Genomic DNA, 24,136 nt, shown 5'->3' with positions numbered 1-24,136 from the left:
ATAATATACCATGCAAAAAGCCAGTGTAAAGAGTTAACTGTTACTTTTTTTACACTGACTTTTTATTTAAATTTCAATTGCGTTGATACCATCTTTTTCAAATCGTTGTTTAAGAGTTTCAATAATTTTTACGCCTGAACTGGTGCCTATACGTTCGGCGCCAGCTGCAATCATTGCCAAGAAATCATCAGTATTACGGATTCCCCCTGCTGCTTTGACTTTAACATCAGGACCAACATTTTCCTTCATCAGCTTAACATCTTCTACTTTTGCGCCAGCAGTACCAAAGCCAGTTGAAGTCTTGACAAAATCTGGTTTCACCTTTTTAGCAATCAAAGCTAGCTGCTTAATTTCAGCTTTAGTCAAGTAGCAGGTTTCAAAAATGACCTTACATGGTACATGATGATCATGGCACAATTTAACCATTTGAAACATTTCATCTTCGATATAAGACCAATTATGAGCTCGTACTTGCGTTAAATTAACAACATAATCAATCTCATTAGCACCATTTTGTAATGCATCTTTAGTTTCTGCCAATTTACAAGCTATTGTAGTTTGTCCCAAGGGAAAGCTGATTGCAGCCCCAGTATCAATATCCGTCCCCTTTAATTGCTGGGCACAAAATTCAGATTGAACTTCATTAATTGCTACCATCTTAAAATGATATTTTTTAGCTTCATCACAAAGCTTTTTCATGTCTTCTTCGGTTGCATCCGCGTGTAAGTTGGTATGATCAATTAGTCGCGCAAAATCATCTATTGTATATTTCATTGTTATTCTCCTTTTGTGTTTACATAATATAAATTTAAGAGTAATAGCTCATCCTGTTAATTAACCATTATTACAATTGTTAATTATATTATAATGCAATCAACAGAAAACAACATTAATAAATATGTATTTACAAATTATTATATTTATACGGCCACTTCTTATATAGCATATTGATTACACAGCTAGAAAAATAATTACCCTTATGAGCATTATATAAATACATTTTTTAGATTATAAATTATGGCAAGTACCTGTATCGCACCCTTTTTAATATCATAAGATTCATGATAAAATTACTTAATGGCATTATCGAAAGAAGGGTTTCATGGGTAAGCAAAAATACTTTTATCATCATTTAACTGATGATTTGGTAGTTAGCCAGAGCCAGGATTATCATTTGCCAAATAACTATAATATATTTCCCCATTCATTAGGTGGAAAAGTTTGGGCAAAAATTGTACGTCCATTAGGACACATAATTAGTATAATCTATATTAAGTTGGTTTTAAGGGTAAAGATAGTTGGCAAAGATAAACTGCAAGCTGCGGCAAATCAGGGCTACTTTATCTATGGCAACCATACCCAAGCCTTTGGTGACGTGGTTTTGCCGCTTAGTGTTATTCCGACCAAAAATTATTATGCTATTGGGGCACAGTCAAACTGGGGCATCCCTGTTATAGGCAAATTCGTTTTGCCTTATTTTGGGCTTCCTGTGGGTCAGAACTTACAGCAATCTGGTAAACTAATTAAGGCAGTAGCTACTGTTATTAAGTCTAAAAAAGTAGTTGTCATCTATCCTGAAGCTCACGTTTGGCCTTACTACACCAAAATCAGGCCTTTTCCAGCAACCAGTATGCACTTTCCTGTTACACTTGGCGTCGCCAGTTTTACTATGACTACAACTTATACTAAACCCAAATGGGGTAAAAGGCCGAACATAATTGTATATATAGACGGTCCTTTTTACCCGGATTTACACATTGGTAAAAAGCAGGCACAAGAAAAGTTGCACCAGGAAATTTATCACGCAATGCAAAAACGTGCCTTAAAAAGTAATTATGAATATTGCACGTACCAAAAAATAAATTAAGGAGTTCTCAATGAATATTCTTTTTTGCGGTGACCATAACGCCGAAGATGGCATTCTTATCGCTACCCTTTCATTATTGAAAAACAGTGGTGCCCAAGAACTCCATATATACATCCTAACAATGTATACTCAAAGTTATCATAAAAAATTTCAGCCTTTTAGTAAGCAAGCGGCTGATTACATCAAATCACTTTTAGTAAAGCAAAATCCCCAAAACACTTTAAAATTGATGGACTGCACTGGTTTATTTGTCAGAGAACCTCTCATAGCAAATATGAGTACTCATTTTACTCCCTATGCTATGCTCAGACTTTTTGCCGATGAAATACCACAGCTGCCAAATAAAATATTATATCTTGATGCTGACGTGATTGTCAGACGCAGTTTAGTCAGTTTTTACCAGCAGGATCTAACTGGAACTGAATTTGTCGGTGTTCTTGATTATTGGGGTCGCTTCTTTTTTCACAACTTGCACGAACACAAAGTGCTTGATTACGTTAATTCCGGCGTTTTACTGCTTAATCTGCCTGAAATCAGGAAAACCAACTTATTTGCTCGCGTTCGGCACCTCTTACAAACCAGAACAGTTTTAATGCCGGATCAAACTGCACTTAACCGTTATGCGCGAGAAAAGAAAATTGCTCCCAGGCGTTATAATGAACAGTATAAATTGCAGCCAGATACTGTAATCCAACACTTTACTACGAGTTTTCGCTTTTGGCCTGTCTTTCATACCTTGACGGTTAAACCGTGGGATGTTCAACGTGTACATAAAGTGCTAAAATTGCATGAATATGACGACATTTTGACTAATTATCTCAATGTCAAAAGCAATTTAATAAAAAAATAACGTTTGGAGAAAAATTACAACATGACAATTCCAGTTTTTTATGCTATCAGTGATGACTTTACAAAATACGCGGCAGTATCGCTCAATTCTTTGGTTAAAAATGCCGCTGCTGATAAAGACTATACAGTTTATTTTTTAAGTCAGGATTTATCTGCACAGCATAAACAGGATCTACAAGAAATAGGCACTAGCAATGTTCACGTTAAGTTTTTTAATATTAATGATGAAATAGTTGCTCCTATTCAAAATCGTAGTGAAAACTTTTTGCGGGCTGACTTTTTTACCATGTCCATTTTTTACCGCTTATTTATTCCTGACCTGTTTCCACAATACGATAAGGCTATTTATATCGACAGCGACACAATCGTTAACGATGATATTGGCAAACTGTATGACACTGAGCTGGGGAACAATCTCTTTGCTGCTTGTACAGACTCATCAATTCAATATGTGACAAAAATGGTTAAGTATATTAAAGAAGTGTTAGTTCTTGATCCTAAAAAATATATCAATTCCGGAATGCTGGTTTTAAACTGCAAAGCCTTTCGTGACGAACACTTTATTGACCATTTTATGGATCTGCTTAAAAAATATCATTTTGACTGTATCGCTCCTGATCAAGACTACTTAAATGAAATTGGCGACAAGAGAATTTTACATTTAGATCCCAAATGGGATGCAATGCCAAATGACAATACTGAGCCCCTTGCTAATCCCAGTTTAATTCACTACAATCTTTTCTTTAAACCTTGGCATTTTCAAAAGGTTCAATATGAAGACTATTTTTGGAATAGTGCCAAAGAAACTAAGTTTTACAATGATTTATTAGCTGAATTAAATAATTACACTGATAAACAGCGTGATGAAGACAGACATAAATTAGATCATATGTTGGCCAAAGAAGACAAGACCATTAATGACCCTCATAACTGGGCTAATGTAAAAAAACAAGGACCTGTTAGTTTATGATTATCGGTGACAATCGTGAACAAGTAATTCAAAATATTAAAGATGCTGTTGCTAATGAGGACTGGCATGCCAAAGTTGAGGTTGGTGATCCTGTATTATCTATTAAGGAGAGTAAAGAATTAGTCAACAATTTTTGGCATGAACAAAAAACTGTCAAGGGAAAAATAAACGATCGAATTGGTCACTTGCTTTTCAATACTTTGATGCATATTTTGACATCATCGACCACATTTACTGGACTTGAAAACCTGGCTGATTTACCTCAAGGCGGGGCAATTATTACTGCCAATCATTTTAATCAAATTGATTCTCTTCCTATTAAGCATTTAGCAAATAAAGCTCATCATTCATTGAAAATTGCCATTGAAGATACTAATTTGAAATTACCGGGAATCTTATGTTATCTAATGAACTATGTGGGCACTATTCCCTTAATAGAAACTCCTAGCTATGTCGGTAACGAGTTTCCTCGTCACCTTCATGATGCTTTAGAGCAAAACAACTGGGTTTTAATCTATCCTGAACAGGAAATGTGGTGGAATTACCGCAAACCACGTGAATTAAAACGGGGCGCGTACTATTTTGCGGCTAAGCAAAATGTCCCAGTCATTTCTACTTTTATTGAAATTCAAACAATCGATAAGCTAGAAAAAGATCATCCTAATTTTTATAAAACAAAATATGTAGTCCACGTTTTACCACCAATTTTTCCAGACGTTAAACTAAGTGCCAATGAAAATTCCAAGAAGATGAAGGCATGTGATTATCAGCAAAAAGTTGCGGCTTATGAAAAGGCTTACCAGCGTAAGTTGGATCTGACTTTTACCCCTTGGGACATTGCCGGCTGGCGCTTTAATTATAAAAAAAGACTGTAATAAAAGTTAGACTTGTAAGTTTTTTGCGACTATAATTAAGCTGACAATAAGTAAGTGTATTTGGAAAGGGGATATTTCCAATGGAAAAATTTACAAAAGAGTCTTTAGCAAAATATGATGGCAAAAATGGCAATCCAGCCTATGTTGCTATTAAGGGTGTTGTTTATGATGTAACCGGCAATCCTCACTGGACTGATGGTCAGCACCATGGCAATCTAGCCGGCCGTGATTTAACAGTTGCTATAGGACAATCACCTCATGGTGAAAGTGTTCTAGGTAAACTGAAAAAGGTTGGCACTTACGAAGACTAATTAGATAAATAAGTAAAAAGAGCCTAACTTTCAAATTACGAAAGTTAGGCTCTTTTGCATCTTACTATTTAAGTTTTAATATTATTCGGCTAATTTAGCTGCAGCAGCAATATTTTCTTGTGCAGGTAAAGGAATTCTGCCTAAACCATCAAGTCCAACATTTAAAAGATAATTGATTCCCAAGCTATTTAAGTGCTTGCGATACTGGTAAATTGTTGCAGGAGATTTCCAATTTTGATCGCGATACGAAAAGCCCCAAGAATCATTAATTGTACCAGCCGTCTCATATAAACCATAAGGAGACGGCTTAAATCCTTCAATTGAATTATAATCAACATTTTGCTGGTTTTCTTCTTTGTCACTTGGAATTTCATTATCACCAAGTGAAACATAATCATATTTACCGTTACCAAGACGGGAATTGATCAAACAGTTTGGCTGTAGTTTTTTAACCGTGTCGTATACTTCCTGACTCTGTGCTTCAGTCAAAGTCATTGGTACATCAAACCAAGCTGTAGCTATCTCACCGTAATTACTCATTATTTCCTTAATTTGGGGGATGATTTTGTCATTAAAACACTGTGCAAAGTTCTTGTTTTTCTGCGGAAAATCCCAGCTGTTATCCCAAGTAGTACCAGCTGATTCGATATCATTTGAAAGGTAGCCACCACCGTTAGGTTCATGCCAGTCTAAGTCTTGCGAATAATAAAGGCCAAATTTCAAACCCGCCTTTTGACAAGCCTTTGCTAATTCTCCGATTACATCTCTATGAAAAGGTGTCGCGTCATAAACGTTATATGGGTCTACTTGAGAATGATACATTGCAAAACCATCATGATGTTTGGTAGTTACTACTAGATACTTCATACCACAATTTTTAGCAAATGCTACAATCTTATCAGCATCAAAATAAATCGGGTTAAAAGCCGTTGCAAGTTGGCGATACTTAACAATAGGTATTTGCAATTTAGATTGAATCCATTCGGCATAATAACTTGAAGATTTTCCTTCATATTCACCAGCAAGAAGAGAATATAATCCCCAATGAATCATCATGCCATATTTAGCATTTTTGAACCATTCAATATTATTACTTTTAGTCATATACTTCTCCTAACATTGTATTTTTACAATCTCATAGCCGTCAATTTTGGGAACCGTAAAGCTAACTTTGGTATCATCTTGCTGAAAAGCAATTTCCTGATTTTGCCTTATAAGCTCAACTTTTTTAACTTTTCTGTTTCCTACTAAAACTGTAAACTTTTGATTTATCAACTGTGTCCGTTCATCAATAGTATATAAATTAACCGCATTCTTCTTTAGAGGATAATCTAATAGGTGTAACAAAAACTTGTTTTCATTTGATGAGTAATGTAACTGTGCTGACAGACTTGGCTTATCTTCTGGCTTAACAACATACCGATCTGGAAGTAATATGTTCAAAGCATCAGAGATAATTTCTTTCACCCACCGAGGAGCATAGTCACGATATATCTTGAAAACAGGGTGTGAAAAGTAAATGCAGTTTCCTTTTTGAGTAGCTGCTGGTACACCCTTTTTGCCTGTGGAAGGAGCATGTTTATGACCGTAATAATATTTACCTTCACGGTTAAAGTAGGGTTCACGTGTCTCTAAAATGACTTTTGAACTAATTGGTTCAACAGCCATTCCCTGCTCATACATAACATGTTCTTCTTGTGGCAAATTACGTCCTATTTGTGAATTAGGATATATATAATCGCGATCCCAGAATGAGTGACCTTCCATTAAATTACCAGTCAGAGGGTTTTCAGCGTAAACTCCCTGATCCATTGACTGGTAGGACAACAGTACCTTGCCACCATTTTTGACATAGTTTTGCAGTTTAGCAAAACTTTCTGGGGTAGCTTTAATTTTGTCTGGCAGAATCAGCAATTTATATTGTGAAAAATCTGCTTCTAAGTCTATGATATTAAATTGATATCCCAGTTCATCAAGTACCCGGTTGGCTCCAATAAGGGATTCATCTAGAGTCATGCCGTTGTCCCATATGCTTTCCGGAGTAACTACGGCAATTTCGGCTAAAGGAATTGTATTTTCAAGTTCTGGTTCTAATTGTTCTACAGTTTTATACACATGGCCAATTAATTCATAAGTGGCAGGAGATAATTGACCACTAGGATGTAATTGGTCACCGATTGAACAACCCGCACCAAAAGATAACATTTGGAAAACTTCATATTCCAAAGCTTCTTTATTTTTAAAGGATTGAAAATCACCCCATGATGTATGAAACTTTCCAGTCATACCGATAATATCTTTACCCAGTGTTCTAGCATATCTGTCTACTAGAGGGAAATTATCGTAGCCCCAGTTTCCACCAGGAAGACTTTCTATTTCAAGATGTGAGTAGTAACGCAGTGAAGTTTTAATATAAGGTCCAACATGAGAACCATTATAAAAAATAGTAGCATTCTTAACCCGTTTATGAATTAAACTAGTCATTTCACGTTTAAATTCTTTTAGCATTAAATGACAATACCGCACGCGTTCACTTTCAATTGTGTGATCAATACCTAGGCGAGCCATTTCTTTTCTGCAATGTTTGCAATCGCATGGCACCAAGAAGAAAATATCAAAGAAGAAACCATCAATGTTCTCCGCTCCAATACTGTCTATCACATCGTTAACATGGTCGAACAAATAATGACGATAATCGCTATTTAAACATAAAACATCATTAAAATTAGGCTTTTCATCACCCATATTAATTCTATTGCCTTCAGGATCCCGACAAAGCCATTCTGGGTGATTTAACATGCAATATTCATCCCATTGGCAGGTAGAATAAATAGGAACTTTTATTCCTAATTCATGACAAGCTTTAATTTGTTCTTCGAGCAAGTTATGATTGACTAGTCCTGGATGAATCATTTCAGGATGGTTTTTAGAATTATACCAGAGATACCCATGATGATCCCGAGCAAAACAAGTTATGGAGTTGACATGAGCCTTTTTTAGCGTTTGAGCAAACTCATGACTGTCAAATTTTTCACCAACTTTAACATACGGACTAGTGTGAAAATCTAAGTGAACAGTTCTTTTACGCATCTTTATTGTCTCCTTTAGCTTTATTAGCTAACATCAAATTTACAATCAAAAATACCACACCAAAAATAATCCAAATAAGTGCTGAAATGATCAGACCCATTTCAGGGCTATAGTTATGGAATAAAGATCCTAAAAATTGGAAGATAAATGGAGCAAACGTTCCACCGATATTAATGCCAAAGATAACTATGGAAGTACTCAATGTCATTGAGCCCTTTGGCGAACTAAGAGCAAACAATTCAGTCATATGAGGATTCATAATGCCCCAGAAAAAGCCGGAAATCATAATACAAGCGCCAATTAAGTAGGAATTGCGTAAAAATAGTGTGGCTCCTAATGCAAGGCCAGCAATAGTAGCACTAAACGCAGTAGTATTTTTCTGCCATACATGATAAATGTATTTATAAAGTAGCCCGGAAACAATAGCTGCAATTGGTAGTAAGCTTAAAATAAAGCTTCCAGTACTACTGTCACCAATATGATTATTAACAATGTAGCTTGGAATTTTAAGACTAATTCCCATATAACTAATTTGCATAATGCCAAACAAAATCGCATAGCCAATTATTTGCCAATTAGTTGTCTGCTTAATCTTTTGCTGATCGACATCTTCGCCAACAGTAACACTGTAATTATCAAAGCGCTTGGGTATCCAGACCAAAGTCATTACGAAAGGAATAACAGCCAGAGCAAATACCCAGTAGGCAGAATGCCAACCAAGTTTTATCAGATAACCAGCTAAAAAGAGTAAAACGGTACTGCCAATATTAATAAAAGAGTTTCTATAACCTAAAAGCTCATTAGCTCTTTTTTCATCATAAATATCTGTGATATATGAAACACTTAATGGTGTAAGTAGAGAGATCCCCACTCCAACCATTATTCTGGAAAATAAAATCAACCAATAATTACCGGTAAATACTGGAATAACACCACAGATTGCAGTGATACCTAGTCCTAACAGTGCCAACAATTTTTTACCAGTAACTTTTTCAATAAAACCAGCAAGCAACGGAATAAAAATTCCTGAGAAGCTTGGAATAGTAACAATCAACTCTACAGTAGAAGTCGGCATGTTAGCAAAATGTTTTTCCATTAAGGGAATAGTACCACTAATTGCTCCTGAAGTAGATAAAACCAGAGAAATACCCATGATCGCTATCATCAGTTTTTTACTCTGCTGAATAACACTTTTGTCATCCATAAAATTTCTCCTTACTTAATTAAACAAAACTTTTTTAAACCGGTTCATTTTTGTAATAAAATATAATGTTCACTCAAGAATAATACTATATATTACGAAAATGAACCCCAAATTGATGTATGTAATTAAAAGTTTTTAATAATTGAACCGGTTCAATTACACAATCATAATATTACTTTTTGAAATTAATTGCAATCGCTTTCTTAAATATTTTTATTCATAACAGAATCTCGCCAAACAATTTTGGCTTTGAAAAATTTGGTTTGGTAGGCTAAGTCAGCAGGATTGGCAATTTTTTGCAAAATTATTTTTCCAATTTCTCGACCTATTTTTACAACTGGCTGTGCCACAACAGTTAGCTGTGGTTTTATCACTGTAGAAATATCATAGTCATCAAAGCCAATAAACGAAATATCCGTGGGAATTCTGAGGTTCATTTCATTTATTGCTTGTATAGCCCCTATTGTCATATAATAATTAGACGAATATAATGCCGTTATTTGTTGGTTATTATTGAGTAAGTCTAAAGTAGCATCATAGCTTGCATCTTTAAATGAGCTGCCACCCGCTATTAATTCGCGGTCAAAAATACCGTATTTTTTCATTGCATCAACATAACCGTGTAATCTTTCAGAACCAACATATCCTTGTTGTCCTCCAGATATAAAACCGATCTGCCGGTGTCCAACTTGATAAAGAGATTTGACAGCTTCAACTGAAGCATGATAATTATCCAGCAGTACTGTATCGCACTCAAATCCAGATATAGGAGTATCAACAGCTACTACCGGAATCTTTTTCTTCCGAAATTCTTTTAATATGGGCACGGCTTGTTCAACATGAAATAGAACTATGCCATCTACATTCCTTGAGTACAGAAATTTAAGCTTTTCGTTTAGCAATTTTATATTGTTTTTATAATCAGCAATTATCAATTCATAGTTATTTTTTTCCAAAAGGTCTTCTAAAGAAGTGACTATGGATGCAGCAAAAATATCTGTTAGGGCGTTTACGACAACACCGATTGCATGACTTTTCTTTGTTTTTAAACCCTTTGCTAAATAATTTTGCTTGAAATCAAGCTTCTTAATCGCTGCAGCAATTTTTTCCATATTTGCTTTTTTTAGAGTATACCCATTCAAATAGCGCGAAACAGTACCTAAAGACACACCTGCCTCTTTCGCAACATCACGAATTGTAGCCAACTGATGATCTCTCCTTACATTTATTTTAAAAGTTTAATGATTTACAATAAAATAGTATTCTTTTGCTCTAAACATTTTATCATTTAAAGTTTGAATATGCTTTCAAATTACTTCTCTTGATAATTGTACTCTTGTACTGTCTCACAAAAAATAGACATTATAATATTACTTAGTTACATATAAAATAAAATAAAAAATCTTAATATATAAAGCGACTTAGTTATTTCGAATTTTACTATTCAAAATAAAATTTGTACACAAAAAGCTAACTTTATATTCTTATAAAGTTAGCTTTTTAATACTATTATTATATTAATTTTAATCCACTGCTAAGTACTTTTCTGCATTACGCAAATTTGCAATTGACAGTTGACCTGGTGCAGAGATTTTGCCAACAGCACCAAATGATAAGCTTGAGCCGAAAACCTGACCCGCTACTCTCGTTACTTTACCAATATCACCCATGGCCATTGTAATCAAGGGATTAGAAATTTCTGCATTCATTTCTGTCGTTGCTGCTAAAAGAGTTAAAACGTCAACTGCACTATGAGGCATGCAGGCTAACTTAGGGACATCTGCACCAAGTTGAGCCATTTTTCGTAAACGAAATTCAATTACGTCTTTAGCTGGCACCTTTTCAAAGTCGTGATTACTCATAATTACTACGACGTTGTAGTCATGAGCTAATTTCACTAAAGATTTTACTCTTTTTTCATCATGAAAAAGTTCTATATCAACAGCATCACCCAGCCTATTAGTAATGACATATTCTAGTAAATTTAAATATTGGTCTTCAGCCAGGCTGCAAACTCCACCTTCATTTTTAGTGCGAAATGTGACCAAAATAGGCAGCTCTCCTACTTTCTGCCGCAATTTTTTGGCAATAGTATTTAGCTTGGCAAAGTCATTAACTCCTGCAGTAAAATAATCAATTCGCCATTCCATTAAATCAGGTTTGGCAGACTTAATCTCTTTAGCTGCAGTCAAAATTTCTTCTGCGGTCGTTCCAACATTAGGGACGGCAATTTTGGGCAGCCCCGCACCTAAAACAGTATTTCTAATCCTTACAGTAGCCATTAGTCAATCCCTCAACTAATCGTTATCGTCTGAAAAGATAATCTCACGAATGTAATCAGTTGGCATCTCTTTACCTGTCCACAGCTTAAATGATGCTGCTCCTTGATCGATCATCATGCCGATACCGTCATAGACACGCTTAACTCCAGCCTCTTGGGCCACTCTCATTAATTTAGTGGTTCTCGGTGAGTAAACCGTGTCAAACACCACCATATCCTGATGGAACCATGATGGATCTGAAACTAACGTCTTATCTTCAAACGGCTTCATTCCGATGCTGGTTGCATCACAGTAAATATCACTTTCTCCAATTGATTGTTTAAATGCTTCCTGATCAGATAATTCAGTAAGAGAAACCTTACAGTCAGTGTTTTCACGAATAGTCTTAACAGTCTTTTCAGCTTGAGGCCAATTTTTATCTCTAATGTTAAACATTCTAATTTCTTTAGCACCATCTAAAGCTGATTGAACCGCAATCGGAGTTGCAGCACCGCCGGCACCAGTTAAGGTCATAATTTTACCATTAATATCAAAGCCTTCATCCTTAAGTGATTGCACAAAGCCGATACCATCAGTGGTATAACCTGTTAAAACACCATGATCGTTCACAATAGTATTAACTGCATCACACATTTTAGCAGCAGGTGATAATTTATCAAGGTATTGAATGACCTCTTTTTTATTAGGCATTGAAACGTTGGAACCACGCATGTCTAACGTGCGAATAGCGTCAACTGCACCTTTTAATTTATCGTTGCCAACTTCAAAGCAAAGATAGGTATAATTCAAACCCAACTTAGCAAAGGCATTATTATGCATTGTTGGTGACATTGAATGCCGAATAGGATAAGCCATCAAACCAATTAAGTAGGTATGACCATCAAGCCAGCCAGTAATAGGACCATTAACACCAGTAATTTTATTAGTCATCATTTTTCTCCTTTATTAAATTTAAAAATAATTAATCTACACTAATTTTTAGAAGCACCAGACACTACATCAGTTGGAACAGGTGCGGTCTTTTTCAATTTTTGATAATTAGCATTATCAGCAGCCTCTGTTCCGGCCACAAAGCCTGAAGCATAAGACCAAGAATTCATCATACTTGGCATTGAATCATGGCCGTTAGCGTCGCCAACAATCTCACCCGCCGCATAAAAATTGTCTAGCGCTTTAAAGTCTTGGTCCAAAAGCTGCATATGCTGATTAGTTTCATAACCACCAAGGGTAGTACAAAAGCGTAATTTCTGCTCAATCACAAAGTAGGTCTCGCCTTCATATTTATGCATAAATTGGGAAGGGCGACCAAACTCAGGATCATTACCTGAAGCAACATATTTATCGTAGTCAGTTAAAGTCTTCTTGAGGTTTTCATAATCAATGCCAGCCTTTTGAGCCACCGTCTGCAGGTCTCCGCTAACTAAAATCGGACTCTTCTTACCGTCAAGATCGAAGAAGCCCTGCACTTCATCTTTGGTAAAACCATATTTAAGAAGCAATTCATAAAATCTGTTCCATATTCTTTCATCCATTACTACAAAAGCAATTTTATCCTTTTGTTCAGTAATAGCATCCCGAAAATGAGTATATGGGGCAGATTCATTTACAATTCGTTTACCACTGGTATTAACAAAAATAGCACCCAAGTCTGTAGCTTCTTTTGTTGAATAGGTTGTTAATTTGGCAATACCAGGTTCAACTTCCAAACCATGCGGATAAACCTTATACCAGTCAAGATTACGGGAAGCTAAATTCATATTTTTAGCAAAATCGAAATAATCACCAGTTGAAGTCATTGGACCATAATAAGGAATATTGGTCTTATGCTTAAGGTAATCACGAGCACCCCAGCCACCAGCTGCCATAACCAGGGACTTAAAGTTTACAGTAACAGTTTCGTGCTTGCCTTCAGCAACTAATGAGACAAGCTGGCCCTGTTCATTTTTGTTAAGTTGTTCCACACGAGTTTCCGGTAAAATCTTACCACCCTTTTTGGTAAAAGCATTTGCCACTTTAGTTATCAATTCATAAGAACTTTCCGTTGGCATTTCAATTTGGCGGTTAACGGAATGCTCGATAGTTTGTGTCTCGGCTTTCTGATAGGTTAGGCCTGCAAATTCAGTAATAAAATCAACTGCTTTACCAATATTTTGCGCCAGTAAATCTGAAAGTAAGGGATAGTTTGTCCCCCGGCATTCTCGGGCAATATCTTGAATTAAGAGCTGCGAAGAATCTTTATTTGCTTCCTCACCAAATAAAGTAGCTGCTAATTTTGAACCAGTCCCAACAACATTTGAACCATTTAAAATTGTAGCTCCACCGAGATAACCATTTTTTTCAAGTAAAAGAACTTTTTTACCCATTGATAACGCCCGAGAGGCAGCCATTAGGCCCGCCATCCCCGAACCAATTACGGCTACATCCACATCATAGGTTACATCTTGATGTGCCTGATCGCTAGGCTGAGAAACAATATTTACACCATTTGCTTTTAAGGCTTTTTTACCAGAGTCAAGCATAGCTTGTGTCATAATCGAAGCACCGGAAATAGCATCAACAGCGAAACTTTGATTATTTAGAATATTCTTTTTTAATTTACCTACAACCTGGTTAAAGATACCCGGGGTTTCGGCAGTTTTGGTTACCTTGATATCAGTAATTTGATTGTCTTCGACTTTGATATCAAAGTCGATTTGACCATTTCTGCCTTCTGCTGTTGCTTTAATTGTTTTTTCTGACATAAATTCACCTTCTACTTGATATTAATTTTTGATATTGAAACTTTTACTACGACTAATCAGGACAACACATAGAACCACCGAAATGATCGTTATCACTGTAGTTATCCAAAATACCATCAGTGTACTTGCAGCATTGGCCTTTAATACAAACGCAGCTATAAGTGGTGCTACAAAGTAAACCACGGCTGGCGCAAAACTGTAGTATGAAGTAATTTTTCCGTGACTTTGGGGAAAATAAGAAGTCAAAACGGAAAGTGCAACTTGCCAGACTCCCCCTGCAGTAAAGAAACCGACAGCTAAAGAACCTATTTCACCAGCTAGCAGGGACGGTTTTAAGACCATAAACAGCAGGCCAAGGGCAGTAATAGCTGAATATACCATAATCAAATTCAACCTTTTTACCCTAGTTACTAAAGCTGAGGTCACAAACACAGATATTAAGGAAGCAATCGAATACCATGATACAAGCTGATTGGCGTTAGCAGCGGACTCATTTAACACATACTGCCCATAGTAGGGAGCATAAAGAGAAAAAATATAGAATGTAAAACAAATTGTAAAACCTAAACCAATGATCATTAAGCCATCAACAGCTAACTTAGGCTGATTCTGCTCACTAATACCAGTTTCTTGGCTTTTCTCTTCTGCAGGAGCCTCTTTTGCCTCAGCTTGTGGGGCAAAAGCTGTTTTCATTGTAAAAACAACATCCAGTAAAATAATAATAACTAATATTAACGCTGTAATCTTAGGGTTTTTAATTATTTTTACACAAAACGGAAATAACATTTGCATGACCTGCATTGCAGCTTTAACAAACGAGTTCATTGTGGCTGTTTTGTCTGGAAAAGCATCTGCAAGTGCAGGATAACCGGCTGTATCGCCAAATGAATTGGTTGCACCGAAAAACATTGCTGCTAACCCCGCTATCCAAATATTGTTTGCAAAAGCAGCACCAAGAAGAAAAATTGCGTCACTAAGCAATGCAATTAATAAACTCCTTTTACGACCAATCTTATCTGATATAGCACCAGCAAATAAAATTGTAAAAATTCTTCCTAACCCAACCATTGCAATTACAAGAGAAACTTCGGTTTCAGTAGCATTCCAAGAATGCGCCAAAATTTCTCTATATTGACTAATAAATAAGGTAGCTGCTCCCACAACTGCAAAATGGGTATAAACAGAAGCAGCAACGCCACTATAACTTTTCCCTTTTTTCATAGCTTTACCTTTCAAAATTAAGACTGCTGATAATTCAGAAATAAATATATCCTATTAAAACGGATATGAATAATTATTTCTGATTACTGAATTATAAAAAATAACTATAGTTACAAGCGCTACTACATCAATATTTTTCTTTTTTAAATCATGTCAAATAATTCTTTTGTAGCAGTTAGACAAAGAAAATAAAAAATGTAGAATTTATCCGTAATTAGTTACCAATAATTAAAAAGACTCATTAGTTAAAAGCGCCAAAACATAGTAAAATTAACAATAATGCATGAATATTAATTTCAGCAATAGCAATATAAAAGAATTTAGTAAGAGCTTTATAAAACTAAGTATAGTAATTATTAATATTAATATTGAATATAAAAATAATTTTTGAGGTGACATCATGAATTTAAATCAACTTTATTATTTTCGTGAATTGGCAGACCAAAAACAATACACAAAAGCAGCAGACAATTTGTTTATTAGTCAGCCTACCCTCTCGATATCGATTAAGCAACTGGAAAATGAGCTGCAATGCAAGTTGTTTAAACATAATGGACGTTATGTGCAATTAACTGAATATGGACGAATTTTTTATGATACTGTAACTAAATCATTAAATACTTTAGATCGTGGTAAAAAGCAGATCGAGCAGCGCATCAGTCAGGACCAAGGCAATATCCATATTGCCGGTATACCTACAGCAATTGGAACTATATTGCCCCATTTAACCAAGCAGTATCAACAAGAAAGTAATATTTCCCCTCATTTCATTTACCACGATAATCCCTCATATCAAATCTGCGAAGGTATTAAAAATGGCTGGTATGATGTTGGAATTTCCTCATTTGTACCTGAATTTAGTCATTTTACTTATATTCCCCTTTACACTGAAGAAATTATTGCTATCGTTTCAAAGGAAAACAACCTGGCTAAAATAAAAGAAATTACTCCTGAAGAATTACAGGGCGAGTCAATTATTACCTATTCTAAAAAAATTCAGATTGGTAAAGACATAACTAATGCTTTATTGGCAACTGCATCTGATTTAAATATCACGAATAGACTACACGATGAATTAGCAATTGCGGGACAAGTATTGACTAATGACATTGTCGGCATAGTTGCCAAAACTATTTATCTAAGCGGCTTTGATATTCACATTATAAAACTAGATTTACCCAAAAATACTCGTCAGGTTTATTTAGTTTATGATTCCAGTCAAAATTTCTCACCAGGAACTGTTGATTTTATTGACTTTCTTAAAAGTCACAAACCAGATATTCAAAAAATTGTTGATAATATTCCTGTCAACTAAAGCCTAAAAAGTAAAACGAACATCTATCAGGAATTAATAAATGGTATGGTAGAGAAGTCTTGAAATAGGATATACTGATATTATGACAAAGAGGTATAACATAAAAACTATTAAAATTGTTCAACAAGTTGTCAAAGAATTAACTAACTAATGAATAAAACCTATAATATGACTAATTCAATTACCCAAAACGCTTTACGCTCGCTTCTATATGAAGTTGTTACTGAACCCAAACCTGGCCTGGTAGATCCTGGAAGTCAAGGTCCCCATCCCGATATGGATATTTATACTTTTATTGACAGCTCTATCAGTTTGGAATCGTATTTTGTCGATGCTGTTAAAATTGGCCAGACTTTTCACTCAACTGATTTAACCCAAATGTTTCAGCAATTAAGGCAAAGAGGCATCACCGCTGAAAAAGAAATGTTTACTGCCACCCATGGTGCCAATACCCACAAAGGAGCAATTTTTGCATTGGGAATTTTTGTTTGTGCTGAAAGTTACAGTATGGCAAACAAAACTGAACTATTTCTTACTATTACAAAGATGTGTAAAGGGCTCGTACAGCATGATTTAGTTCAAAATAATGAATTACAAACAGCTGGTGAAAAAGAATTTGTTAAATATAAAATAGGCGGAGCAAGAGCACAGGCAGAACAGGGCTATCCCATAGTCAGAGAAGTGGCCCTGCCTTTTTTAAAAAGCAGTACTGGGACTGTTCAAACCAGGCTTCTGGACACATTAATGAAAATAGCTACAGTAGCGGTTGACAGTAACTTAATTAAACGGGCCGAAAATTACGATGTAGTTAAATGGCTCCACCAAGAAACAACAAAATATTTAAATCTTGGCGGCTATGTTACTCCAGCTGGGCAAAAGCAATTGCAAAAATTAAATAAAGAATGTTTAGCACATAATTACAGCTTAGGCGGTTGTGCAGATTTACTAATAGTCACTATTTTTGTTGCTTTTGAAAGAGGATATATATAAAAAAAGGAAGGCAAATCGCCTTCCTTTTTTACTAGAATCAAAATATTATTTTTCTGATGCACCAGTCACGGCATCATTATGTGCAATCTCACCGCATGCAGTATCAGCAGCTATTCTACCAAAGGTAAAGATATCAGCTAGTGAATTGCCACCTAGACGATTACCAGCATGCAAGCCGCCAGCAACTTCACCAGCAGCGTAGAGGCCTGTAATAACCTGGCCATCTTTATTTAATACTTGCGCTTTTGGATTAATCTTCAAGCCACCCATTGTATGGTGAATAGCTGGCTTACGAGGCGTTGCATAAAACGGTGCAACTTCACATTTAAGGTTAAATGCACTTTTACCAAATTCTGGATCGCTACCAGCATCAACGTATGAATTATACTTTTTAATGGTATTGACCAAAGTAGCAGGATCCATACCGGCTTTTTCGGCTAATTCTTCTAGAGTATCAGCTTTTAATAGTGTACCGGCCTTTACCTGAGCCTCAAGTGATTCCTCAGTTGTGTTATAGGCAGTAGCCTTTATTTTTTCATCTGCTATTAAGTAGAATAAAGTACCATTAGCAATTGCTGCCTTGGCTAAAGTATCACGCTCTGCAAATTCGTTAACAAAGCGTTCACCCTTTTGATTAACCATAATAAAGTTTTCAGGCGGAGTTTGGATACCGGTAAACAATTCACCAGTCTTAGGATCAGAAACTGGCATTAATTGAATGAATCCCATACCAACTAAATCAGCGCCGGCTTCTTGGCCTAAAGCAATACCATCACCAGTTATCGCTGGTGAATTGGTAGTAGCAATGTCGTCATCAATGTGCTTCCAGTAAGTATTGTACTTTTGTACCATTTTAGTATTTGCACCAAAACCGCCAGAAGTCAAAATTACTTTTTGGGCATGAACAGTAACTTTACTGCCATCGCTTCCTTGGGCTACAACACCTGTAACTTTACCGTTTTCAATAATTAAATGTTGAGCCCTAGTTTCAGTTAAAACTGTAGCGCCATGATCTTTTATCCAATCACCTAAAACATGAATAAAAGCATAGCCCATAGGTTCAACCGGCTTATGACCGCGGCGCCATAAAGCTCCAACCGGCATAGTGACATCAGAACGGTCAAATTTTACTCCTAATTCAGTTAGCCATTTAACTGAATCAAGTACGTTATTGACAAGTTCAGTAACTAAAGCATAATTGCCGTGAATTTCATTACCATTTAAGTCAGTTCTTTTACCACCTAAATAAGTCTGTATTTCATGTAGTAAAACCGAATCAAAAAGATAATTTTCTCCTGAATCCACATAAGCCTTAATTTGCTTTTGCAATTCTTTAAAATCATCACGGTATTCTGGGTCAATTTCAGCAATTGGAGTAGCGGCTAATTTTTCCAGGCTTTCTTTTTCACCAGGTAAGGCTTGGAATTTATTTTGCCATTCTGGTTCAGCAGCATTTAAAGGACCACCAGCTCTTGTAGTATTACCACCAATTTGAGGGAATTTTTCTAATACTATTACTTGTTTACCGTTTTGAATTGTTCTTGCGGCTGCAGCAAGACCAGCACCGCCGGCACCAATCACCACAACATCAGTTTGGTATTCAGTGTCTGAACTATTAGCGGTCTGAGGTTTTGGCCTGTTTAACCATTCTTGCGCGTCCCCACCGGCCTCATTAATTGCCTGGGCAACACCGTCAACCACTCCATGGCTGGAAATGGTAGCTCCACTAACAGCATCAACATTTAAAGTTTGATTAGCAATAATTTGTTTTGGTAAACGTTTAAAAACTTCATCGGCTACTCCCGCAGTTTCACCACTTGAATCTATATCTATTTCTTTGATTTTATCCTCAGAAAGAGTCACTTCCATAGGCATAAAACTAGAACCGTGACCTTTAGCCTTAACTTTGTAAGTACCAGGTTTCATCATTAATATACTTCCTTTCTTTTAATACTCATTAGTTAAATTTTACTAACTTTTTAGCTGTACTTCAAATCAAGAAAGCTTATTAAATGTAAGTTTGTTTTCTATATCATTATTTTAAAGTTATAAACTTTTGGTCTAATTAGAGTAATCCAATATTTGTTAAAACTATAACTTAATCATAAAAAAGCCACAAAAGTTATCTAACTTTTGTGGCTTTTTTACTTATACTCTTTCTTGTAATGAAATTTTGCTTTTTATCTTTTTATATATTTAATTAAAAAAGATTTTAAGTCAAGTTACTCTACATTAACCACCTTAAGTGCTTCGTTATAAATCAATTTCTGCGATACCATATTACTAAAAAAATATCATACATAATTTAAAATCAAATCGATTAGTTAATATCAGTTACTCCCAGAAAAATCAGATTTTTGTTGCTGCTTCTTGATCCACTATCACTGTTAAATCAGGATGTAATTTCAAAATAGATGCCGGATATGTTTTATCAACAGGACCTGCAACTAAATGCCATACTGCTTCGGCTTTTTCAATTCCTGTAGCAATTAAAATTAATTTTCGTGTAGCCATTACACTTCGTGGACCCATTGTAATCCAATGGTCAGGTACCAATTTTGAATTACTAAAATGGCCACTAATTTTCTTTCTTAATTCGCCTTTTGCACTAACCTTTACTGTCTGATCTTCAAAATTAGTAGCTCCTGGTAAATTGCCACAATAGTGTCCATCTTTGCCAATACCCAACAGCATTGCATCTAAGCCACCAATTTGTGCCAGCTTTCGATCGTGTACTTGATAATTTGAACTATCTAAATGATGGATTCTTTTAGCACTTATTTCAGCAGGATCAAAGTATAGTTTTTTTAAATCTCGCATTGTTATTCCGATGAAATTTGGATCAGTTGACGGAATTTCATCAAAATTGAAGTAATGAACATGATCAAAGGCATGGCTTTTTTTAATTTGTGGTGCCATATATTCGTATGTCATTACGGGAGTGGAACCCGCAGTAATCGAAAGATTATATCTAGTAGATTTACTTAACATTAAACCAATCAGCATTTCTCCAGTTAAAACACTTAATTCTGCTTTATCTTTTACTTTAATAATTTTCATTTTAGTTTGCTCTCCTTACTGAATCTTTATATGGTATGATTTCAATTAATGGATCTCCTGATTTAATTGGCTTACTATCTGAAGGAGTTAGAACAGACAAATAGTCATCAGAATTAGTAACTACCAAAATCACTGTGGGATCATATTTATTTTCCTTAATTTTATTTAAATCAAATTTTAGTATTTGTTGTCCTACTTTAACATGGTCTCCTTCCTTAACCAAGCAATCAAAGTACTGCCCATTCAAATTTACAGTATCTACACCAACATGTATCATGACTTCGACGCCTAAGTCGTCAGAAAACAAACCAATTGAATGTTTTGTCTTAAATACCATTTTAATCTTCCCAGTTATCGGTGCTACAATCTTACCATCCTTAGGCATAATTGCTACTGTTTTACCCATCAATTCTTTTGAAAAAGTTTCATCTGGAATATCTTCTGTTAAATAAACATCACCATTTACAGGACTTTTAATTTCAAAAGAGTTTAAATTTGTTACACTAGATTCTGTGTTTTTAGTTTGAACCTCGTCGATTTTTAAGACTGTTTTAGATAGCAAATAGGTAATAATCAATGTACTAATAACACTTACAATTGCGCCAATTAAAAAGCCGAGAGTTTTATCATTTAAAAATACTGGAACTGAAAGTATACTTGGCATTACCATTGCCATTGCCTTTGCTCCCATTGCTGCTCCAACTCCGGCACCGCAAGCTCCTCCAATACAAGCACCAACAAATGCTGCACGATACTTTACCAAAACTCCATATAAAGCTGGTTCAGTAATTCCTAAGAAGCCTGAAATTGTAGCAGATAAAGAAATTTGCTTCATTTTCTTGCTCTTAACAATAAAGTAAATTGCAAGAGCTGCACTGGCTTGTGCCATAGTACTCATAAAGTTCATTGCAGCAAGTGTTGAATAACCATAAGTTGAAATTTGTTGAATTGTTAATGTTCTTAAAGCATGATGCATACCAGTTAGAACAAGTATTGGACGCAAGCCACCAGCTATTGCTCCTGCTAACAAAGGTGAAAAATCAATTAATATTTGTAAGCCCTTTGCAACATAATCTCCAATATAAAATCCGAGAGGTGCAATGCAAAAAAGCATAATTGGTACAACTACTATTAAAGAAATTAATGGCGTAAAAATAACCGTAATCATGCTAGGAAGATGATCCTCTAAATAACGATAAATATAACTTAAAAACCAAACTGATAAAATAATAGGAAGTACTGATTGACTATAATTAAATATTGGAATTGGTAAAAATCCCAAAAACATAATTTGCGTAACTTTTCCTGCTGTAGCAGCAGCTATTAAAGTTGGATATAATAATACTCCTGCTAAAGTTGCAGCCATATATTCATTTGTTCGATAAAAATGAGCAGAACTTACAGCCAGCAAAAATGGGAAGAAATAGAACATTGCATCTGCAGCAATATTCAGCACTTGCATAGTACCACTATTAGGACTAGTCCATTTTAAAGTAGTTGCCAAATATAAAAAGCCTTTAAGCATTCCTCCACCAATTATTGGTGGTAAACTAGGAACTAAGATTGCTGATAAAGCGTTAATCATTCTATTAACAAGTGATTCCCTTTTTTTATTTGATATTTTACTGTTATTTTCACTAAGTATCGGAATTTCTTTAATAATAGATTTATAGACTTGACTTACTTTTGGACCGATAATAATTTGATATTGTCCACCCCTTTGTTGAACTCCCATTATGTTTTCTAAAGACTCTATTTTTTTATCATCAGCCTTAGAATCATCTTTTAAATTAAAACGTAATCTTGTAACGCAATGAGTCAGCGATTGAATATTTGATTGACCGCCAACTAACTCAATGATTTCCCTTGCTAAACTATCTTCAGACATTTTTCCTCCAAAATATATTTTAATATTAGAAATTTTTAGCTAATTTAATAACTGTACCAAATGCAAAGTAAGATAAAGATATTCATCTTCGCTGACTTTTGAGTTAAATTTCTTTGTTAAGTATTGGCTAATCTTCTTACTGATTTTGTACTCAGTAGGATACTGTTCGATAATCATTTGCATTAATGGTTCATTATTTGTAGTGGTCGGCACAGTTTCCTTACTAGCTAACCTTAAAACCAAATATCGTAAATGCTTATTAAACCGTTTATAAGAAATAGTTTGTTGATCTATCCTCTTATTACTATTAATTCTAATTAATAGGTTTACATCTTTTGACACTTGAAGCCAGTCAATAGTAGTATCAATAGAAATCAGATTTTCAACATTATTTATCACATGTAATGAAATAAATGCTGCTTCAGAAGACGGAAGACTAATTTTACGTTCGTCGTTTATGAACTTTACAACTTTAAGCCCAATTTTATAAATGTTTGGATAAAAGTTTTTTATTTCCCAATCAAGGGGACTTTTAATGCTTATTCCCTGATTATAACGTTGAAAAGTAAAAGTTAAATGATCTAAAAGGCCAAAAAAAAGACCCTCACCTGTTGTTTTTCCAATTTGTTTTTCAATAAATTTAACGATTTTATATGTTAAACTAATATCTTCTTCATCAGCATTTCCTAATTCTGCAGCCATTTGTTGAAGATTTCTTTGACCACTAGGAACATAAATCGTCTGGACTAGATTCTTTTTTATTATGTCCCCTGGATGTGCCTTAAAACCGAGTCCTTTGCCAATTATCACACCTTCCGTTCTTCCTGCTCCGATTCCTGTTGCAAGCACTACATTGTTATTAATTCTTCGTTTAATTTTCACATTAACTTAACCTCCTAAAAAGCAAAAAACCATAGCCATATTTGAGACACATAAGTCTAAAATATAGCTATGGTTATGCCCAACAAAAGTTGGTAACTATTCCATTACGTAGTAAATATACCACATAAAAAAAGCGTTTACAACACTTAAATTATAATATTTTAACTCTAAATTTTATTAATAGATATCTTAGTCTATGCTCTATATCAAGACATTGGTAAAAAGTTTGTAAGCCTATCAATCTAGTCCTTAGTCCTACTTAGGAATTGATTATGCTTTCCTTGAATCATCAATGAAGCTTAAGTATCTAGTTTTTAAGATTTAAGTAAGATTGACTTTAAAGACAAAAAAAGAGGACCTCTTGGTCCTCTTCTCTCTTTGCTCCGGCTGTCAGACTCGAACTGACGACATCTTGATTAACAGTCAAGCGCTCTACCAACTGAGCTAAGCCGGAATACTAAAAAGCACGGCAGCGTCCTACCCTCGCAGGCAGTCTCCCACCAACTACTCTCGGCGTGAAGAAGCTTAACTACTGTGTTCGGCATGGTTACAGGTGTTTCCTTCTTGCTCTTGCCACCGTACTTTTTCCTT

Annotated in this window: 20 protein-coding genes, 1 tRNA gene and 1 rRNA gene; 7 read left to right on the top strand and 15 right to left on the bottom strand. The window is 35.2% G+C overall.

What is annotated here, in order from left to right; all coding sequences use genetic code 11:
* Nucleotides 1–66 precede the first annotated feature (66 nt).
* Nucleotides 67–774 carry a deoxyribose-phosphate aldolase gene (gene deoC, locus AAA915_RS03365; protein WP_338199871.1) on the bottom strand — a complete coding sequence of 236 codons (708 nt, stop codon included), beginning with the start codon at nt 772–774 and terminating at the stop codon, nt 67–69.
* 328 nt (nt 775–1,102) lie between these two features.
* On the opposite strand from deoC, the gene AAA915_RS03360 reads away from it, so the two are divergent.
* The 5 genes from AAA915_RS03360 (at nt 1,103) to AAA915_RS03340 (ending at nt 4,872) form a co-directional block, all read left to right on the top strand.
* Complete coding sequence (locus tag AAA915_RS03360; protein WP_338199869.1) at nt 1,103–1,867, top strand: lysophospholipid acyltransferase family protein; 765 nt, start codon at nt 1,103–1,105, stop codon at nt 1,865–1,867.
* Between the two features lie 10 nt (nt 1,868–1,877).
* Nucleotides 1,878–2,717, top strand: a complete 840-nt coding sequence (locus AAA915_RS03355) for a glycosyltransferase (protein WP_294604670.1) — start codon at nt 1,878–1,880, stop codon at nt 2,715–2,717.
* 21 nt (nt 2,718–2,738) lie between these two features.
* Nucleotides 2,739–3,686, top strand: coding sequence for a glycosyltransferase family 8 protein (locus tag AAA915_RS03350; protein WP_338199866.1), 948 nt, complete (start codon nt 2,739–2,741; stop codon nt 3,684–3,686).
* Nucleotides 3,683–4,561, top strand: coding sequence for a lysophospholipid acyltransferase family protein (locus tag AAA915_RS03345; protein WP_338199864.1), 879 nt, complete (start codon nt 3,683–3,685; stop codon nt 4,559–4,561). Before AAA915_RS03350 ends, AAA915_RS03345 begins: the two co-directional genes overlap by 4 nt.
* 80 nt (nt 4,562–4,641) lie before the next feature.
* On the top strand, nt 4,642–4,872 hold the full coding sequence (locus AAA915_RS03340) for a cytochrome b5 domain-containing protein (RefSeq protein WP_294604678.1): 231 nt from the start codon (nt 4,642–4,644) through the stop codon (nt 4,870–4,872).
* Between the two features lie 81 nt (nt 4,873–4,953).
* On the opposite strand, the gene AAA915_RS03335 is transcribed toward AAA915_RS03340, so the two are convergent.
* From AAA915_RS03335 to AAA915_RS03300, 8 genes are all read right to left on the bottom strand, one after another.
* Entirely contained in the window at nt 4,954–5,976 is a 1,023-nt protein-coding gene (locus AAA915_RS03335) for an alpha-L-fucosidase (protein WP_338199861.1), read from the bottom strand.
* A 9-nt stretch (nt 5,977–5,985) separates the two neighbouring features.
* Complete coding sequence (locus AAA915_RS03330; RefSeq protein ID WP_338199859.1) at nt 5,986–7,962, bottom strand: alpha-amylase family protein; 1,977 nt, start codon at nt 7,960–7,962, stop codon at nt 5,986–5,988.
* On the bottom strand, nt 7,955–9,166 hold the full coding sequence (locus AAA915_RS03325) for an MFS transporter (protein WP_338199857.1): 1,212 nt from the start codon (nt 9,164–9,166) through the stop codon (nt 7,955–7,957). The genes AAA915_RS03330 and AAA915_RS03325 overlap by 8 nt, the downstream gene beginning before the upstream one ends.
* A 203-nt stretch (nt 9,167–9,369) precedes the next feature.
* Complete coding sequence (locus AAA915_RS03320; protein WP_338199855.1) at nt 9,370–10,371, bottom strand: LacI family DNA-binding transcriptional regulator; 1,002 nt, start codon at nt 10,369–10,371, stop codon at nt 9,370–9,372.
* A 318-nt stretch (nt 10,372–10,689) separates the two neighbouring features.
* Entirely contained in the window at nt 10,690–11,448 is a 759-nt protein-coding gene (gene aroD / locus AAA915_RS03315; RefSeq protein WP_338199853.1) for a type I 3-dehydroquinate dehydratase, read from the bottom strand.
* 15 nt (nt 11,449–11,463) lie between these two features.
* Nucleotides 11,464–12,378, bottom strand: coding sequence for a shikimate dehydrogenase (locus AAA915_RS03310; protein ID WP_338199851.1), 915 nt, complete (start codon nt 12,376–12,378; stop codon nt 11,464–11,466).
* 41 nt (nt 12,379–12,419) lie between these two features.
* Nucleotides 12,420–14,189, bottom strand: a complete 1,770-nt coding sequence (locus AAA915_RS03305; protein ID WP_338199849.1) for an FAD-dependent oxidoreductase — start codon at nt 14,187–14,189, stop codon at nt 12,420–12,422.
* Between the two features lie 21 nt (nt 14,190–14,210).
* Complete coding sequence (locus tag AAA915_RS03300; RefSeq protein ID WP_338199847.1) at nt 14,211–15,410, bottom strand: MFS transporter; 1,200 nt, start codon at nt 15,408–15,410, stop codon at nt 14,211–14,213.
* A gap of 400 nt (nt 15,411–15,810) precedes the next feature.
* Here AAA915_RS03300 and AAA915_RS03295 point away from each other — a divergent pair, with 400 nt between their 5' ends.
* Both AAA915_RS03295 and citG read left to right on the top strand, forming a co-directional pair.
* A complete protein-coding gene (locus AAA915_RS03295) occupies nt 15,811–16,725 on the top strand; it encodes a LysR family transcriptional regulator (protein WP_338199845.1) in 915 nt (304 codons plus the stop codon).
* Between the two features lie 150 nt (nt 16,726–16,875).
* Complete coding sequence (gene citG / locus AAA915_RS03290) at nt 16,876–17,715, top strand: triphosphoribosyl-dephospho-CoA synthase CitG (protein ID WP_338199843.1); 840 nt, start codon at nt 16,876–16,878, stop codon at nt 17,713–17,715.
* A gap of 45 nt (nt 17,716–17,760) precedes the next feature.
* Here the strand turns inward: citG and AAA915_RS03285 are convergent, their stop codons facing one another.
* From AAA915_RS03285 to rrf, 6 genes are all read right to left on the bottom strand, one after another.
* Nucleotides 17,761–19,641 carry a flavocytochrome c gene (locus AAA915_RS03285; protein WP_338200241.1) on the bottom strand — a complete coding sequence of 627 codons (1,881 nt, stop codon included), beginning with the start codon at nt 19,639–19,641 and terminating at the stop codon, nt 17,761–17,763.
* Nucleotides 19,642–20,064: 423 nt separating this feature from the next.
* Nucleotides 20,065–20,775, bottom strand: coding sequence for a glucosamine-6-phosphate deaminase (locus tag AAA915_RS03280; protein ID WP_338199841.1), 711 nt, complete (start codon nt 20,773–20,775; stop codon nt 20,065–20,067).
* Between the two features lies 1 nt (nt 20,776).
* A complete protein-coding gene (locus tag AAA915_RS03275) occupies nt 20,777–22,663 on the bottom strand; it encodes a beta-glucoside-specific PTS transporter subunit IIABC (RefSeq protein ID WP_338199839.1) in 1,887 nt (628 codons plus the stop codon).
* 39 nt (nt 22,664–22,702) lie between these two features.
* Nucleotides 22,703–23,545, bottom strand: a complete 843-nt coding sequence (locus AAA915_RS03270) for a PRD domain-containing protein (protein ID WP_338199837.1) — start codon at nt 23,543–23,545, stop codon at nt 22,703–22,705.
* A gap of 381 nt (nt 23,546–23,926) precedes the next feature.
* Nucleotides 23,927–23,999 (bottom strand) — tRNA-Asn (locus tag AAA915_RS03265).
* A gap of 10 nt (nt 24,000–24,009) precedes the next feature.
* A 5S ribosomal RNA gene (gene rrf, locus AAA915_RS03260) occupies nt 24,010–24,126 on the bottom strand.
* Between the last annotated feature and the right edge of the window lie 10 nt (nt 24,127–24,136).

This window comes from Lactobacillus rizhaonensis (assembly GCF_036246345.1).
Taxonomy (GTDB): Bacteria; Bacillota; Bacilli; order Lactobacillales; family Lactobacillaceae; genus Lactobacillus; species Lactobacillus rizhaonensis.
This window is presented reverse-complemented; position numbering and strand designations above follow the sequence as displayed.